Raw genomic sequence first — 14710 nt, forward strand, 5'->3', positions numbered from 1 at the left:
CCGCATATCTCACCACCGTTCGTAGCGAGGGCGTCGAGATGCCGCTGTGACGGGGCGCGCGGAGCGGAAGACGGCGCCGGCGTAGCCGACACTACGTCAAGCCGGCTGGAGTGAGCACGCCCCGTCACAGCGAGCAGATCGGCGGCCGCAGTAGAAGGGTGGTGTGATATGCGGGTTAAACCGCAGGCGCACCCGATGGAATAGCCCGCGGGCTTCGAACGTCCTTACACGGATGAGCGAAGAGGCCGTTTTCCCCGGTATACTCACGCTCCGCCAGAAAAAACAGATTTCACAACACAATTCATTCGCCCGATCAAACGCAAGCCTGGAGGACAATCCATGAATCTTTCCCGCCGAGAATTCCTGCAGGTGCTGGCCGCTGCCAGTGCCGCCGGCTTCAGCCTCACCGGCTGCGGCAACGGCTCAGAGCAGGCCGCCAATGGCGTGCGCACGGCGACGGGGCCCAGCAACCCCTACGAGCTGGCCCCCTTCGGCAATGTCAGCATCCTGCACTACACCGACTGCCACGGTCAGCTGCTGCCCATCTACTTCCGCGAACCCAACATCAACCTGGGCGTGGGCGAGATGAGCGGCCGTCCTCCGCATATCGTGGGCAAGCGCTTCCTCGAGTACTACAACATCGATCACCCCAGCCTGTGGTCTCACGCCTACACCTTCCTGGACTTCGTGGAACTTGCCGAGAAATACGGCAAGGTAGGCGGCTTCGCCCATTTCGCCACCCTGCTGAAGAACGTGCGCGCCCAGCGCCCCGGTGCCCTGCTGCTTGACGGCGGCGACACCTGGGGCGGCGGTTCCGGCACCGGTCTGTGGACCAACGCCCAGGACATGGTGGACATCCAGAAGATGATCGGCGTGGACATCATGACCGGTCACTGGGAGTACACCTTCGGCGCGGACCGTGTGAAAGAGGTCGTGGAGAACGACTTCGCCGGCCACATCGACTTCGTGGCCCAGAACGTGGTCGACGCGGACTGGGGCGAGCGCATCTTCAAGCCCTACGTGATCAAAAACCAGAATGGCGTGAACGTGGCCGTGATCGGCCAGTCCTTCCCCTACACCCCCATCGCCAACCCCCGTCACATGGTGGAAGGCTGGTCCTTCGGCATCCGCCACAACCAGATGCAGGAAGTGGTCAACGAAGCCCGCGCCGAGGGCGCCGAGGTGGTGGTGGTGCTGTCCCACAACGGCATGGACGTGGACATCAAGATGGCCAGCCTGGTGGACGGCATCGACGCCATCATGGGCGGCCACACCCACGACGCCGTGCCCAGGCCGCTGGAGGTCAAGAGCCCCAATGGCCACACCTGCCTGGTCACCAACGCCGGCTCCAACACCAAGTTCCTGAGCGTGCTGGATCTGGACGTGCGCGGCGGCAAGATCCAGGGCTACAAGTACAAGCTGCTGCCCGTGTTCGCCAACCTGATCGAGCCGGACCGCGAAGTGGCCGACTACATCAGCAACATGCGCAACCAGACGGTCACCTACGACGGCGAGACCTTCAACATGCAGGAGAAGCTGTCCGAGGAACTGGCCGAGGCCGAAGACCTGCTGTACCGCCGCGGCAACTTCAACGGCACCTTCGACCAGGTGATCTGCGATGCGCTGATCGAGCAGGTGGACGCCGAGATCGCCTTCTCCCCGGGTTTCCGCTGGGGTACCACCGTGCTGCCGGGCCAGAAGATCACCTTCGAGCACGTCATGGACCAGACCGGCCTGACCTACCCTGCCGTGACTCGCAACGCCATGACGGGCGAGATGCTCAAGACCATCCTTGAGGACGTGGCCGACAACCTGTTCAACGAAGACCCCTTCCTGCAGCAGGGCGGCGACATGGTGCGCGTGGGCGGCCTGAAGTACGCCATCGACCCCACCAAGCGCATCGGCGAGCGCATCACCGACATGGAACTCAACGGCAAGCCCATCGATCCCAGCAAGTCCTACGTGGTGGCCGGCTGGGCCAGCGTCTCCGAGGAACCCCCGGGCGACACCGGCCGCAAGATCTGGGATGTGGTCGCCGACTACATGCGTGACCACAAAACCATCCGTGTGAGTGATCTCAACACCCCCGTGATCCGCGGCATGGACGGCAACCTGGGCCTGGAAAAGTAATCAGGCCTTCCCCGCAAGGGGATCAACAAAGCCCCGCCGGTTCGCCGGCGGGGCTTTTTTTGTGGGTTCATGTCCAGACACGAGAGAACTGAAAACCAAAATCAGGACTCTCTCGCAGAGACGCGGAGGCGCAGGGAATACATCAGAAAGCTTTTCTCCGCGCCTCCGCGTCTCTGCGAGAACATCTGCTCTTGACTGGCTTTGAGTCAGTCCGCCATTCCAAGCATCCGGCGCACACTCTGACGCTGATAACGCACCACGGCACACAGCCAGCGCCAGGGAACTGACCTGATAGATGGAAGGGGGTAGAGGGCAATAACAACCGAGTGTCCCGGAAATGTCCCAACATCGGGAGGCACCGGTAAAAGATGGTGGGTCGTGTAGGATTCGAACCTACGACCAAGAGATTAAAAGTCTCCTGCTCTACCAACTGAGCTAACGACCCATATCACTTGAAGACCGGAAACGGGCGGGGCCGTCTCCGAAAGGCGGTTATCTTACTATGCTCGCCCCAAATGACAAGCCCGCGTGAACGCGGGCTTGTGCAAGAGACCGACGAGGACCGCCCGGAGGCGGTCCCCACGGGATCAGATGGCTTCCAGCTTGCGCATGCTCGAGGGCAGCAGCTTGAGGTCCACCAGGCCGGTGATCAGGGCCTTGAGGAAGGTGGCCTCGTCTTCGTAGACCATCTTGTAGTACTGCACCTTCATGGTCAGCGCAGCGCCCAGCACGATGGCGATGAAAGTCAGGAAACCGCCCAGGGCCAGGGTGGAGATGCCGGTGATGCCCTGGCCTATGGTGCAGCCCATGGCCAGCACGCCACCGAAGCCCATCAGGATGGCGCCGATGAAGTGGTTCACGAAGTCCCGGAAGGAGGCGAACCACTCGATGCGGAAGCTCTTGCTCACCAGGGCCCAGAACAGGGAACCCACGATCACACCGAACAGGGCGATCACGCCGAAGTAGAGCACGGCGTTGTCGAAACCGGAGGCCACGTAGCGCAGGGACTGACCCATGGGGTTGATGAAGGTGAAGGACTGGCTGGACCAGGGCATGGCCTCGGCGGGACGACCCTCGGGATCATCGGCCAGGAAGTCCCACTCCTGCACGTAGGTGCGCAGCTCGTACTGTTCCATCTCGTCGCCCACCTGGACGGAGCTGGTGATGAACCAGGCACCCACCACCACGGCACCGATCACCAGGCCACCGATGATGTTGTCACGAGTGCTGCGGAAATCCGCGGACTTGAACACCCAGAACAGCAGGGCCAGGCCCAGGATGCCACCGATGATCAGGCGGGCGGTCACGGCGCCCTCACCGCTGGCCACCAGGGAACCCAGGTCCTGACCGCTGCCCAGGTTGACGGCGAGCGGGTTGGTCCAGCTGTAGAACAGCAGGGAATACAGGGTGTTGGAGCTGCCCGGGATGGGGTTGACCATGAAGTAGGCGATCACGGCGATGATCAGCAGCACCATGATGGACTTGATGTTGCCGCCACCCACGCGCACCAGGGTCTTGTTGCCGCAGCCGCTGGCGTAGGTCATGCCGATACCGAACATCAGGCCGCCCAGCAGGTGCTCGACCCAGGCGAACTGGCCAGAACGGTAGGGAGGGAAGGCACCGTCGGCGTTGACCAGGCCCATGGACTCGAGCACCACCACGCCCAGCATGGCCACCGCGATGGCCAGGATCCAGGAGCGCATGCGGCCCAGGTCGCCCATGTTGACCCAGTCGGACACCGCGCCCATGGTGCAGAAGTTGGTCTTGTTGGCCACCGCGCCCATGATGAAGGCCAGGACGAAGGTGACACCGAGCACGACCGCGGCCGCGGTCGAGAAACTTTCGAAAACCATGATTATCCTCCAGCGACTCGCGCATGATCTGGGGCCTTGAGGCCCCTGTACCCATCACGCCCGGAATCGCAAAACCTTGTATTTATTGTGGATCGGAAGGGATTCCAGAGCATACCGGCGCGAAAGTATAACCGGAGTCCGGTCAGGTGTCATGAGTAGTGGCAAGTGGCAAGTGGCAAGTGAATAGTTGCTTCTGCCTGATAGAGAGGCAAACCTTACCTGCCCCTACCCCTTGGGCTGGTACCGGGTCACATCACTCAGGCCCGCGTCGATGAAGCCCTGGGCCCGCAGCCGGCAGGCGTCGCAGACCCCGCAGGCCCGTCCCTCGTCATCTGCGCCGTAGCAGGTCACCGTCTCGGCGAAATCCACCCCCAGTTCGGTACCGCGCCGGATGATATCGGCCTTGCTCAGGTACTGCAGCGGCGCATGGATGGTCAGATGCCGGCCTTCCACCCCGGCCCTGGTCGCCAGGTTAGCCAAGTGTTCGAAGGCCTCGATGAAGGCCGGTCGGCAGTCCGGGTAGCCGGAATAGTCCACCGCGTTGACACCGATGAAGATGTCCCTGGCCGGCAGCACCTCCGCCCAGGCGAGCGCCACGGACAGGAACACCGTGTTGCGGGCAGGCACGTAGGTGACGGGGATGCCTTCACTGGGTGACTCGGGCAGGTCGATGCGGCTGTCGGTCAGTGCAGAACCGCCGAATAGAGACAGATCCAGGTCCACCACCTGGTGTCGCGCCGCACCCTGGGATTTGGCGACCCGGGCCGCGGCGTCCAATTCCGCCCGGTGACGCTGCCCGTAGCGAAAACTCAAAGCATGGCAGACATAGCCCTGCTCCCGGGCAATGGCGAGCACCGTGGCGGAATCCATGCCGCCGGAAAGGAGGACGACGGCGTTTCTTTCGGCTGAAGACATGGCGTTGAAGTGCAATGGCTGAATTGGGAAACGGGGTAGGAAGTACGAAGTGTGAATTGGGAAGTGCGAAGTAAAGGACTTTCAATTCGCACTTCCCAATTCACACTTCCTACCTTCCCTGCTCTTCCCCCCACAGGATCTTGTGCAACTGCAGCTGGAAACGCACCGGCAGCCGGTCGGCGACGATCCAGTCGGCCAGATCTCTCGGCGCCAGCTGGCCGTAGCTGGGGGAGAACAGCACCTCGCAGCGGGCGGTCAGGTCATGGGTCGCCACGGTCTGCTTGGCCCACTCGTAGTCGGCCCAGTCGCAGATCACGAACTTGACCTGGTCGTTGAGGGAAAGATAGCCCAGGTTCTCGTAGCGGTTGCGCCCCGCCTCACCGGACGCCGGGGTCTTGAGGTCCATGACCTTCACCACCCGGGGGTCCACCGCGGCCACATCCAGGGCGCCGCTGGTCTCCAGGGACACCTCGTAGCCGGCATCACACAGCCGGGTCAGCAGTCCCAGGCAGGCGCGCTGGGCCAGAGGCTCACCACCGGTGACGGTCACGTGATGCACGCCGTGGGACGCCACCTGCGCCAGCACTGCCTCCAGACTCATCCACTCACCGCCGGTGAAGGCGTATTCGGTGTCGCAGTAGCCGCAGCGCAGCGGGCAGCCGGTCAGGCGCACGAACACCGTGGGCCAACCCACGCTGCGGGACTCCCCCTGCAGGGAGAGGAAGATCTCGGTGATGCGCAGACGCTCGGACTGGGGTATCGCCGGCGCGGGACTGGAATCGAGGCTGGACATGGAGTTCGAGTGGACGATGAAAACATAAATTCTACCGCAGATCGGGCTTGAGCCCGATCTGCGGATCGATTCACCTTCCTTCGTCACGCATGCGCTGCAGGCGCTGTTCCGCCAACCGCGCCACGGCACTGCCGGCATGGTCGCGCCGCACCTGCTCCAGGGTCTCCCGGGCCTTGTCCCACTGGCCCAGCTCGTAGTGGGTGAAGCCCAGCTTGAGCTGGGCGTCGGCCACCTTGTTGCTGTCGGGATACTGCTTGAGCACCTTCTCGAACTCGGTGAGCGCCGAGGGGAAATCCCGGCTCACGTACTTGGCCTCGCCCAGCCAGTACTGGGCATTGGCGGCAAGAGCACTCTGGGGATAGGCCTCGAGGAAACGGCGGAACGCGCTGACCGACTGCTCGTAGCGACCCTCCCTGAGCAGATCGAAGGCCGCCCGGTAGGCCTGCTGTTCATCGGCAGCGCTGCTGACGGTGGCCGCAGCCGGGGCCACCGGCTGAGCGGGGGTCTCGGGGCCCGGCACGGCGGCCGAGGGCGCGGCGGAGGCGGACGGTACGCCGCCCTCCTCGAGTGTCTGTAGCCTGCGGTCCACGTCCAGGTAAAGCTCACGCTGGCGGGCGCGCAGCGTGTCGATCTCGTGGGCATTGGCCTCGGTGTCGCCGCGCAGGGCGCGCACGTCCTGCTCCAGGGCCTCGAGTCGACGCATCATGTCCATGAGCGTCTGGTTGTCCATGAGGCGTTCCAGGCGCTCGATACGGGCATCGAGCACGCGCGGGTCAGGCATGGCGCCCTGCTGCTGTGCGGACGTCAGCCCGGGCACCAGCAGGCTGGCGCCCAGGCACAGGCCCGCGGCGATGCGTGCCCGGCTCACATGCCCTCCCGGTCATAGACCAGTTCAACGCGACGGTTCTGGGCCCAGGACTCCTCGTCCCGACCAAAGGCCACGGGCATCTCCTCGCCGTAGCTCACCACCTGGATCTGATCGGCGCGGGCGCCCTGCAGCATAAGCATGCGCTGTACCGCCTGGGCACGGCGCTCGCCCAGGCCCAGATTGTATTCGCGGGTACCGCGTTCATCGGTATGACCCTCGGCACGCACCCGGGCGTTGGGGTTCTCGGCCAGGAAGCGGCCGTGGGCGATGATCACTTCCTCGAACTCCGGCTTGATGTCACTGCGGTCGAATTCGAAGTAGATGATGCGGTTGGCCAGGGGGCTGGCGGGATCGCTCAGGGCATCCATGCCGAGCATTCCGTCGCGGTCCAGGGGCAGGGCCTCGATGCCCGAATCAGGCACCGGACGCATGGAGGGATCGATGCCCGGGGCCGGCTCCTCGCCGGGTTTGGTGGCGCGGGCACAGGCGCCCAGGACCAGGGCCAGCATCAGGATCACGGCAAGGCGAAGCATGGCAATCATGGCAAGACTCCTTAATTGAGATCGGTTCGGGTGTGAATGAGGGTTTGTGGACTATCAGTTCGTAGGCACGTCAATCGAGAAACGGTGACCAGGCCGGCTCGCGCACCTCGCCTTCCTGCAACACCAGGCTTTGGCGCACGCGGCCGTCGGCGCTGACCGCGGCCAGTTCGCCCTGGCCGCCCCGGCCTGCAGTGGCGTAGATGATCATGCTGCCGTTGGGTGCGAAACTCGGCGCCTCGTCCAGGCGGCCGTCGGTGAGCAGGCGGAACTGCCGGGTCTGGCGATCCAGCACACCGATGCGGAAGCGCCCGCCATCACCGTTGACCATGGCCACCAGGCGGCCGTCGGGGGAGAGGGTCGGGTTGCCGTTGTAACGGCCGTCAAACGTTAACCGCCGGGGCTGACCGCCACTGAGACTCTGTTCGTAGATCTGCGGGTTCCCGGCACGGTCCGAGGTAAAGAGCAGGTTGCGGCCGTCGGGCGTCCACTCCGGCTCGGTGTCGATGGAGCGGCTGTTGGTGATTCGCTGCAGACTGCGATCGGCCAGGTTCATGACGTAGATATCGGGCTGGCCGTCCCGGGACAGGGTCAGGGCCATGCGCCGGCCGTCCGGCGACCAGGCCGGGGCACTGTTGATGCCCTGGAAACTGGCGATGCGCTCGCGCTGGGCGCCGTCGATGTCCTGGATATAGATCTCCGAGTTGCGGTTCTCGAAGGACACGTAGGCCAGGCGCCGGCCGTCCGGCGACCAAACCGGCGACAGGATGGGCTGGCGGGAGCGGAAGATGGTGCGCGGGTTGTGGCCGTCGGCATCGGCCACCTGCAGGGCGAAGCGCTGCTCACCGCCCTCGCGGGTGACGCTCACGTAGGCCACGCGGGTGTTGAAGGCGCCGCGCACCCCGGTGATCTGCTGGTAGATGATGTCGCTGGCCATGTGGGCGGCGCGGCGCAGCTGGCTGGACGATGCCGGGATGCTGTAGCCGGTCACCTGCCGGCCGCGCACCGTGTCGAACAGCTGGAACTGCACGTTGAAACGATCCGCCCCGGCGGGCACCAGGCGGCCGATCACCACGTAATCCACCCCGGCCCCGCGCCAGACCTGGAAGTTCACGTCCTGGCCCCGGGTGGGCCGCTGGGGCATGCGGCCCTGCTCCATGGGCGAGAACTGGCCGCTGCGGTGCAGGTTGGCCTGGATGATGGCGCCGATGTCCTCCGGCGGGCGGGCGCCCGGGCCTTCCCAGCCGAAGGGCACGATGGCGATGGGCATGGCGCCCTCCACGCCCTGGGTGATGCGGATCTCCAGGGCCGCCTGGGCGCCGAGGGGCAGCAGGCAGAACAGGAGAAGCAGGGCTCGGATCATCTTGGGCATCGGGATCATGGTCTGGATTCCGTCCGGTTAACTGGGTTCGAAGGTGAAACGGATCTCCCGGGCGAACAGTTCCGGGTCCGGCGGACTGGGCAGGGGTTCCGCCCGGCGCACTGCCGCCTCCACGGAACGGCAGAAAGCCGGGTTGCCGGTGCAACTCTCGATGCGCACCTCCTGGATGAAACCGCCCGGCGCCTGGCGCACGAACACCACCGCCCGCTGCCCTGACTGGTGGTCAGCCGGCCGCAGCCAGGCCCGTTCCACGGCGCTGCGGATGGCCGCCATGTACTGCTGGCGCTGACTATCCAGCTGCGCCTGTCGGGCCGCCTGGCGGCGCGCCTCCTCCTCCCGGGCACGCTGCGCGGCGGCCTCCTGCAGACGGCGTTCCTCGGCCGCCAGGGCCGCCTGACGGCGCGCCTCCTCGGCGCGGCGTTCCTCTTCCAGGCGCCGCTGGCGTTCCGCCTCCGCCTGGCGGCGCGCTTCTTCCTCGGCCTGACGACGCGCCTCTTCCTGGCGTCGCTGTTCCTCCTGGCGCTGACGTTCGGCCTCGGCCTGGCGCCGTGCCTCTTCCTGACGGCGACGTTCGGCCTCGGCCTCCGCCTGACGGCGACGCTCCGCTTCCTGGCGGGCCTGCTCCTGTCTGCGGGCCTCCTCCTGGCGCTGGCGCTCCGCCTCGGCGCGGCGGCGTTCCTCTTCCAGTCGCCGCTGGCGTTCCGCCTCGACGCGCTGACGTTCGGCCTCGCGCTTCTGCTCCTCGATGCGATCGAAGCTGCGCGCATCCACGGCCACCGCCTCGATCACCTGTATCGGTTCGGCATCCGCCACGGAGATCTCCATCACCGAGGCCTGGCTGCGGGGCGTGAACTCGAAACCGAGCAGCATCACGGCCAGCAACAGCAGGTGGATGCCGGCCACGGTTCCCAGGATGCGCGGATGCTCCCTAAGCGTCTGCCACATGGAACCTAACCATTGGGCCTCACCGATCCGTCTCGGCCGGATCGGTGATCAGCCCCACCCGGGAGACGCCGGCGGCCTGCACCGTGACCATGGCATCCACCACCCGGCCATAGTCCACGTTGCGGTCGCCGCGCACGTAGACCTGGGCGTTGGGACGCTGGGCCAGCAGGCCGGCGACGATCTCGCCCAGATCCCGGGGCTCCAGGGGCACGTTCACCTGGGGACCCTGGTTGAGGCTCATCTGCCCTTCCCGGGAGACCGTGACCACCACCGGTTCGCCGCGCTCCGGATCCGGTTCCATGGTCTCGGCCTGGGCCTGGGGCAGGTCCACCTCCACGCCCTGCTGCAGCAGCGGCGCGGTGACCATGAAGATGATCAGCAGCACCAGCATCACGTCGATGAAGGGCACCACGTTGATCTGGGACATGGGGCGGCGACGGCCGCCGCGATCCTTGGCTACCGCCATGGGCCCACCCTCTGACGAAGTGACAAGCGCGCCCGCATCAGGCGGATTCCTCCGTGGCCGGGGCCTGGCGCTGCAACAGGGAGGTGAACTCCTCGGTGAAGTTGTCGTAGCGGGTGACGATGCGGTCCACGTCGTCGGAGAAACGGTTGTAGGCGATCACCGCCGGGATGGCGGCGAACAGGCCAAGCGCGGTGGCGATGAGTGCCTCGGCAATGCCGGGCGCCACCATGGCGAGCGTCGCCTGCTGGGCGCCGGACAGACCGATGAAGGCATGCATGATGCCCCACACGGTACCGAACAGGCCGATGTAGGGGCTGGTGGAACCGACCGTGGCTAGAAAGGACAGGTAGGTCTCGAGGGTGTCCACCTCCCGTGATACCGCCACGCGCATGGAACGCTGGGCCGATTCGCCGAGCGTCACGCCCCGTTCACTGCGGTGCTTGCGGCCGCGCAGGAATTCCTTGAAGCCGGCCATGAACACGTGCTCGAGCCCGGCGACCTCGCTCTTGCGCCGGATGCCCTCGTAGAGATGGGCCAGATCCACGCCGGACCAGAAGCGCTCCTCGAACTCATCGGTGGCGGCGCGGGTATCGCGCAGCACGCGCCACTTGATGATCATCACCGTCCAGGACAGCACGGACATGACCACCAGGATGAGCATCACCAGCTGCACGATGAAGCTGGCTTCCAGGATCAGGCGGTACAGGGAAAGATCAACGCTCACGTGTCTCGACCTCCGGGTCCGACAGGGCTTTGAGAATGTTTTCAGGAACGCTCACGGGTCTGAAACTGCCTGCATCCAAACAGGCAATCTTGACCTCGCCGCGGCATAACAGTTCCGGCGCGTCCGATTCCCGCTGGCGCTCCACCGTCTGTGCGAACACCAGGCTCGCGCGTCCCCGCTGATTGATGGTCGCGGTGACTTCGAGTCGATCGTCCAGCCGGGCCGGGCGCAGGTAGTCCACCTGCACCGAGCGCACGGCGAACAGCACACCCTGCTGTTCCATGAGCCGCGCCTGGTCGAAACCGAGGCTGCGCAGCCACTCGGTTCGGGCACGCTCCATGAAGCGTAGGTAATTGGCATAGAACACCACGCCGCCGGCATCGGTGTCCTCGTAGTAGACACGCACGGGCCAGACGAAGCTGCCGGGCGCGCGGCTCATGTTGCGGGATGCGTCACCGGAAGTCACAGGCGTGGTTCACAGTTTGCCGTCACCGCCGCCCTCCTCCTGCGCGCCGAACAGGTCTCCGGGCACGCCGGTCATCCTGGGCGCGGGCAGTCCGAAATAGCGGTAGGCGTTGCTGGTGGCCATGCGCCCGCGGGGCGTGCGCATGAGGAAACCCTGCTGGATGAGATAGGGCTCAACCACATCCTCGATGGTACCCCGTTCCTCGCCGATGGCCGCCGCCAGACTGTCCACACCTACCGGGCCGCCGTCGAACTTCTCGATCACCGCCAGCAGCAGGCGCCGGTCCTGGGCATCGAAGCCCTGCACGTCCACGTCCAGCAGGTCCAGGGCTCGGTCCGCCACCTGGTCGGTGATCACCCCGTCGGCCTTGATCTGGGCGTAGTCGCGCACCCGGCGCAGCAGGCGGTTGGCGATGCGCGGCGTGCCCCGGGAGCGGCGCGCGATCTCGGCGGCCCCGGCGGGCTCGATGCTCACCCCCAGGATGCCGGCGGCACGCTGCACGATGCGGGTCAGGTCCTGAACGTTGTAGAACTCCAGACGTTGCACGATGCCGAAGCGGTCGCGCAGCGGCGAGGTCAGCAACCCCGCGCGGGTGGTGGCGCCCACCAGGGTGAAGGGCGGCAGGTCCAGCTTGATGGAGCGCGCAGCCGGCCCTTCGCCGATGACGATGTCCAGCTGGAAGTCCTCCATGGCCGGATACAGCACCTCCTCCACCACTGGCGAGAGACGGTGGATCTCGTCCACGAACAGCACGTCCCGGGGTTCCAGGTTGGTGAGCAGCGCCGCCAGGTCGCCGGGTCGTTCCAGCACCGGGCCAGAGCTGTGACGCAGGTTCACACCCAGCTCCTGGGCGATGATGTGGGAGAGGGTGGTCTTGCCCAGGCCCGGCGGTCCGAAGATGAGCACGTGGTCCAGGGCCTCACCCCGGGCCCGGGCCGCGCCGATGAAGATCTCCATCTGCTCGCGCACCGCCGGCTGGCCCACGTAGTCCGCCAGCCGCTGGGGGCGAATGGAGGTGTCAGCGACTTCGTCTTCCCTGGAGCCTTCGGGGGTAATCAAGCGTTCGGGCATGACTGCTCAAGAGAAAAGATACAAGAGACAAGATACAAGAAAAAACATGAAAAAAGAACGACAAGAGGCTGTCAGATAGAAATATTTGTCCATCCCGCCTTTTCTTGTCTCTTGTATCTTGTCTCTACGCTCTACTTAAGCGTTGCCTTCAAGGCCAGCAGGATCAGGTCCTCGGAACGCTCCGCCTCCCCTTCCACGGCGCTGACCAGGCGGCTGGCCTCCTGGGGCTTGTAGCCCAGGGACACCAGGGCGGAGACGGCGTCACTGACCGGGTCCGGGGCACTGACGGCTGCGGCGACCGGCTTGCCACCTATCAGCGGGGCGGCGGCAGGCAGACTGCCCAGACGGTCACGCATCTCCACCACCAGCCGCTCGGCGGTCTTGCGGCCGATGCCCGGCAGGCGCACCAGGGAGGCCACGTCCCCATCCAGGACACAACGGGAGAACTCGCTGGCGGTCATGCCCGAGAGGATGGCCAGTGCCATCTTGGCGCCCACGCCGCTCACCTTGATCAGGCTGCGAAACAGGGCGCGCTCCGACTCGCTGGCGAAGCCGTAGAGCACGTGGGCGTCCTCGCGCACGTGCAGGTGGGTGTGCAGGGTCACCTGCCCGCCCGGCTCCGGCAGGTCGTAGAAGGTGGAAAGCGGCGCCTCGATCTCGTAGCCCACTCCCTGCACGTCCAGGAGCAGGAAGGGGGGCTGCTTGCTCACCAGTTCACCGCGCAGGCGCCCGATCATCGCCTGGTCCTGCGCCGGCTGCCCCGGGTGCGGAACGAGAGGCCCTGCAGGGCCTCGGGGATCTGGCTCACGGTGGCCTGGGTATGGGCGTGGCACAGGGCCACGGCCAGGGCATCGGCCTGGTCGGCGGCCGGTGCGTCCTTGAGGGAGAGGATCATGGTGATCATGTGCTGGACCTGCTCCTTGCTGGCGGCGCCGGTACCCACCACCGCCTGTTTGATGGACGTCGGGCTGTATTCGGAGACCGGCAGACCGGCGCGCACTCCGGCGCAGATGGCCGCGCCCCGGGCCTGCCCCAGTTTCAGGGCGGAAGACGGATTGCGGGAGACGAACACCTGTTCGATGGCCAGGACCTCGGGCCGGTGGGTCTCCACCAGAAGGCTGATCTCGTCGAAGATGCGCGCCAGGCGCACCACCAGATCCTCCCCCTTCACCCGGATGCAGCCGCTGTGCACGTGGACGCTCCTGCGCCCGTCACTGTCGACGATGCCGAAGCCGGTGATCAGGGAGCCGGGGTCGATGCCTAGGATGCGCATTGCATGCGCAGTGGCTAGTGGCAAGTAGCAAGTGGCAAGGAAATGACTGCTGTTCCTTGCCACTTGCTACTTGAGACTTGCCACTGTTCCACCATCACTCGTTTGGACCCCTCAAGCTTCCATCGCCTGCATGACCTCGTCCGGGAAGTCGGCGTTCGTATACACATTCTGCACGTCGTCCAGGTCGTCCAGCATGTCCAGGAGCTTGAGTAGGGAGGGGGCGCTTTCCACGTCCACGGGGGCGGCGGTGCCGGCGCGCATGGTGACCTCGTTGTGCTCGGGCTTGAGACCGGCCTCGGTCATGGCGGCGCGCACGGCCTCGTAGTCGTCGGGATTGGTGATCACCTCGATGGAGCCGTCGTCGGCCACCGCCACATCCTCGGCGCCCGCCTCCAGGGCCACCTCCATGATGCGGTCCTCGTCGCTGCCGGCCGGGTAGCTCAGCACCCCCTGTTTCTCGAACAGGTAGGCCACGGAGCCGTCGGTGCCCAGGTTGCCGCCGCACTTGGTGAAGGCGTGGCGCACCTCGGCCACGGTGCGGTTGCGGTTGTCGGTCATGGTGTCGACCATAATGGCCACGCCACCGGGGCCATAGCCCTCGTAGCGGATCTCCTCGTAGTTGACCCCTTCCAGTTCACCGGCGCCGCGCTTGATGGCGCGCTCCACCGTGTCCTTGGTCATGTTGGCGTCCAGGGCCTTGTCCACCGCCAGGCGCAGGCGGGGGTTGGAGTTCAGGTCCGAGCCGCCCATGCGGGCCGCCACGGTGATCTCCTTGATGAGCTTGGTGAAAAGCTTGCCGCGCTTGGCATCCTGGGCGTTCTTGCGGTGCTGGATGTTCGCCCATTTACTGTGTCCGGCCATGGGGGTCTGTCTCGCAGAGTGGTTCGATTGGATTGGGGGAGATTCGCGGCGGGGTCGCCGCTCCTACCTTGATCACTGATCGCGTAGGAGGCCCGACCCCGGGCCGAACCCTCCGTGCGCACAGCGCATCACGGGGGCCCTGAAATCATTCGACTAGTTTAACCTAGGAGCCTGGGCGGTAGAAGTTTTCGGTCGAGCATAAATCGATGCTGATCTGCGGGGGCCGGGTGGCGCCGGGACTGTTATCCAGCCACAGTGACCGGCATGCAGGGTCACCCGGCGTCACAGTGGGCCGCCGGCCCCGCACTGGCGGGGTGTCGGTTATGCCGGGCGCCATCCCAAGCGCTGCATCCGTCGCAGGTTGAGCGCCAGACACACCAGATTCCATTCACCCGTGACCGCTTCAAGCCCCCGGACACTGAAGC

General features: G+C 65.6%; 15 protein-coding genes and 1 tRNA gene. 1 reads left to right on the plus strand and 15 read right to left on the minus strand.

The window, feature by feature from the left end:
* Positions 1–339 precede the first annotated feature (339 nt).
* Positions 340–2130 carry a thiosulfohydrolase SoxB gene (gene soxB / locus D580_RS0114325; RefSeq protein ID WP_018955049.1) on the plus strand — a complete coding sequence of 597 codons (1791 nt, stop codon included), beginning with the start codon at positions 340–342 and terminating at the stop codon, positions 2128–2130.
* Between the two features lie 369 nt (positions 2131–2499).
* Here the strand turns inward: soxB and D580_RS0114330 are convergent.
* From D580_RS0114330 to D580_RS0114400, 15 genes are all read right to left on the minus strand, one after another.
* Positions 2500–2575: transfer RNA gene (locus D580_RS0114330), tRNA-Lys, on the minus strand.
* Positions 2576–2717: 142 nt separating this feature from the next.
* Positions 2718–3983 carry a YeeE/YedE family protein gene (locus tag D580_RS0114335; RefSeq protein WP_018955050.1) on the minus strand — a complete coding sequence of 422 codons (1266 nt, stop codon included), beginning with the start codon at positions 3981–3983 and terminating at the stop codon, positions 2718–2720.
* A gap of 225 nt (positions 3984–4208) precedes the next feature.
* On the minus strand, positions 4209–4898 hold the full coding sequence (gene queC / locus D580_RS0114340; RefSeq protein WP_018955051.1) for a 7-cyano-7-deazaguanine synthase QueC: 690 nt from the start codon (positions 4896–4898) through the stop codon (positions 4209–4211).
* Between the two features lie 109 nt (positions 4899–5007).
* Positions 5008–5691 (minus strand): 7-carboxy-7-deazaguanine synthase QueE, encoded by a 684-nt coding sequence (gene queE, locus D580_RS0114345; RefSeq protein ID WP_018955052.1) that lies wholly within the window; start codon positions 5689–5691, stop codon positions 5008–5010.
* A gap of 70 nt (positions 5692–5761) precedes the next feature.
* Complete coding sequence (gene ybgF / locus D580_RS0114350) at positions 5762–6559, minus strand: tol-pal system protein YbgF (protein WP_018955053.1); 798 nt, start codon at positions 6557–6559, stop codon at positions 5762–5764.
* Positions 6556–7101: a peptidoglycan-associated lipoprotein Pal gene (pal, locus tag D580_RS0114355; protein ID WP_018955054.1), complete on the minus strand. Its 546-nt coding sequence runs from the start codon at positions 7099–7101 to the stop codon at positions 6556–6558. Before pal ends, ybgF begins: the two co-directional genes overlap by 4 nt.
* Before the next feature lie 70 nt (positions 7102–7171).
* Positions 7172–8479, minus strand: a complete 1308-nt coding sequence (gene tolB / locus D580_RS0114360) for a Tol-Pal system beta propeller repeat protein TolB (RefSeq protein ID WP_018955055.1) — start codon at positions 8477–8479, stop codon at positions 7172–7174.
* An 18-nt stretch (positions 8480–8497) separates the two neighbouring features.
* The gene (tolA, locus tag D580_RS0114365) at positions 8498–9424 is read right to left on the minus strand and encodes a cell envelope integrity protein TolA (protein ID WP_018955056.1); all 927 of its coding nucleotides are present in this window, start codon (positions 9422–9424) and stop codon (positions 8498–8500) included.
* Between the two features lie 19 nt (positions 9425–9443).
* On the minus strand, positions 9444–9890 hold the full coding sequence (gene tolR, locus D580_RS0114370; protein ID WP_018955057.1) for a protein TolR: 447 nt from the start codon (positions 9888–9890) through the stop codon (positions 9444–9446).
* Positions 9891–9927: 37 nt separating this feature from the next.
* Positions 9928–10614, minus strand: coding sequence for a protein TolQ (gene tolQ, locus D580_RS0114375; RefSeq protein ID WP_018955058.1), 687 nt, complete (start codon positions 10612–10614; stop codon positions 9928–9930).
* Entirely contained in the window at positions 10604–11053 is a 450-nt protein-coding gene (ybgC, locus tag D580_RS0114380; RefSeq protein ID WP_018955059.1) for a tol-pal system-associated acyl-CoA thioesterase, read from the minus strand. The genes tolQ and ybgC overlap by 11 nt, the downstream gene beginning before the upstream one ends.
* Positions 11054–11089: 36 nt before the next feature.
* Positions 11090–12151: a Holliday junction branch migration DNA helicase RuvB gene (gene ruvB, locus D580_RS0114385; RefSeq protein WP_018955060.1), complete on the minus strand. Its 1062-nt coding sequence runs from the start codon at positions 12149–12151 to the stop codon at positions 11090–11092.
* Positions 12152–12282: 131 nt separating this feature from the next.
* Positions 12283–12888, minus strand: a complete 606-nt coding sequence (gene ruvA, locus D580_RS0114390; protein WP_018955061.1) for a Holliday junction branch migration protein RuvA — start codon at positions 12886–12888, stop codon at positions 12283–12285.
* On the minus strand, positions 12885–13424 hold the full coding sequence (gene ruvC, locus D580_RS0114395; RefSeq protein WP_018955062.1) for a crossover junction endodeoxyribonuclease RuvC: 540 nt from the start codon (positions 13422–13424) through the stop codon (positions 12885–12887). The genes ruvA and ruvC overlap by 4 nt, the downstream gene beginning before the upstream one ends.
* Before the next feature lie 111 nt (positions 13425–13535).
* Positions 13536–14285, minus strand: coding sequence for a YebC/PmpR family DNA-binding transcriptional regulator (locus tag D580_RS0114400; RefSeq protein ID WP_018955063.1), 750 nt, complete (start codon positions 14283–14285; stop codon positions 13536–13538).
* Positions 14286–14710: the final 425 nt, after the last annotated feature.

Origin of the sequence: Thioalkalivibrio sulfidiphilus (assembly GCF_000377945.1) — a bacterium.
Classification (GTDB): Bacteria; Pseudomonadota; Gammaproteobacteria; order Ectothiorhodospirales; family Ectothiorhodospiraceae; genus Thioalkalivibrio_A; species Thioalkalivibrio_A sulfidiphilus_A.

Bases quoted from the DNA above. Each gene is read 5' to 3' on its own strand.
- D580_RS0114400 (WP_018955063.1), bottom strand. From the start codon at position 14,285: ATGGCCGGACACAGTAAATGGGCGAACATCCAGCACCGCAAGAACGCC.
- tolB (WP_018955055.1), bottom strand. From the start codon at position 8,479: ATGATCCCGATGCCCAAGATGATCCGAGCCCTGCTTCTCCTGTTCTGC.
- tolA (WP_018955056.1), bottom strand. From the start codon at position 9,424: ATGTGGCAGACGCTTAGGGAGCATCCGCGCATCCTGGGAACCGTGGCC.
- queC (WP_018955051.1), bottom strand. From the start codon at position 4,898: ATGTCTTCAGCCGAAAGAAACGCCGTCGTCCTCCTTTCCGGCGGCATG.
- tolR (WP_018955057.1), bottom strand. From the start codon at position 9,890: ATGGCGGTAGCCAAGGATCGCGGCGGCCGTCGCCGCCCCATGTCCCAG.
- soxB (WP_018955049.1), top strand. From the start codon at position 340: ATGAATCTTTCCCGCCGAGAATTCCTGCAGGTGCTGGCCGCTGCCAGT.
- ruvB (WP_018955060.1), bottom strand. From the start codon at position 12,151: ATGCCCGAACGCTTGATTACCCCCGAAGGCTCCAGGGAAGACGAAGTC.
- ruvC (WP_018955062.1), bottom strand. From the start codon at position 13,424: ATGCGCATCCTAGGCATCGACCCCGGCTCCCTGATCACCGGCTTCGGC.
- D580_RS0114335 (WP_018955050.1), bottom strand. From the start codon at position 3,983: ATGGTTTTCGAAAGTTTCTCGACCGCGGCCGCGGTCGTGCTCGGTGTC.
- pal (WP_018955054.1), bottom strand. From the start codon at position 7,101: ATGATTGCCATGCTTCGCCTTGCCGTGATCCTGATGCTGGCCCTGGTC.
- queE (WP_018955052.1), bottom strand. From the start codon at position 5,691: ATGTCCAGCCTCGATTCCAGTCCCGCGCCGGCGATACCCCAGTCCGAG.
- ybgC (WP_018955059.1), bottom strand. From the start codon at position 11,053: ATGAGCCGCGCGCCCGGCAGCTTCGTCTGGCCCGTGCGTGTCTACTAC.
- ruvA (WP_018955061.1), bottom strand. From the start codon at position 12,888: ATGATCGGGCGCCTGCGCGGTGAACTGGTGAGCAAGCAGCCCCCCTTC.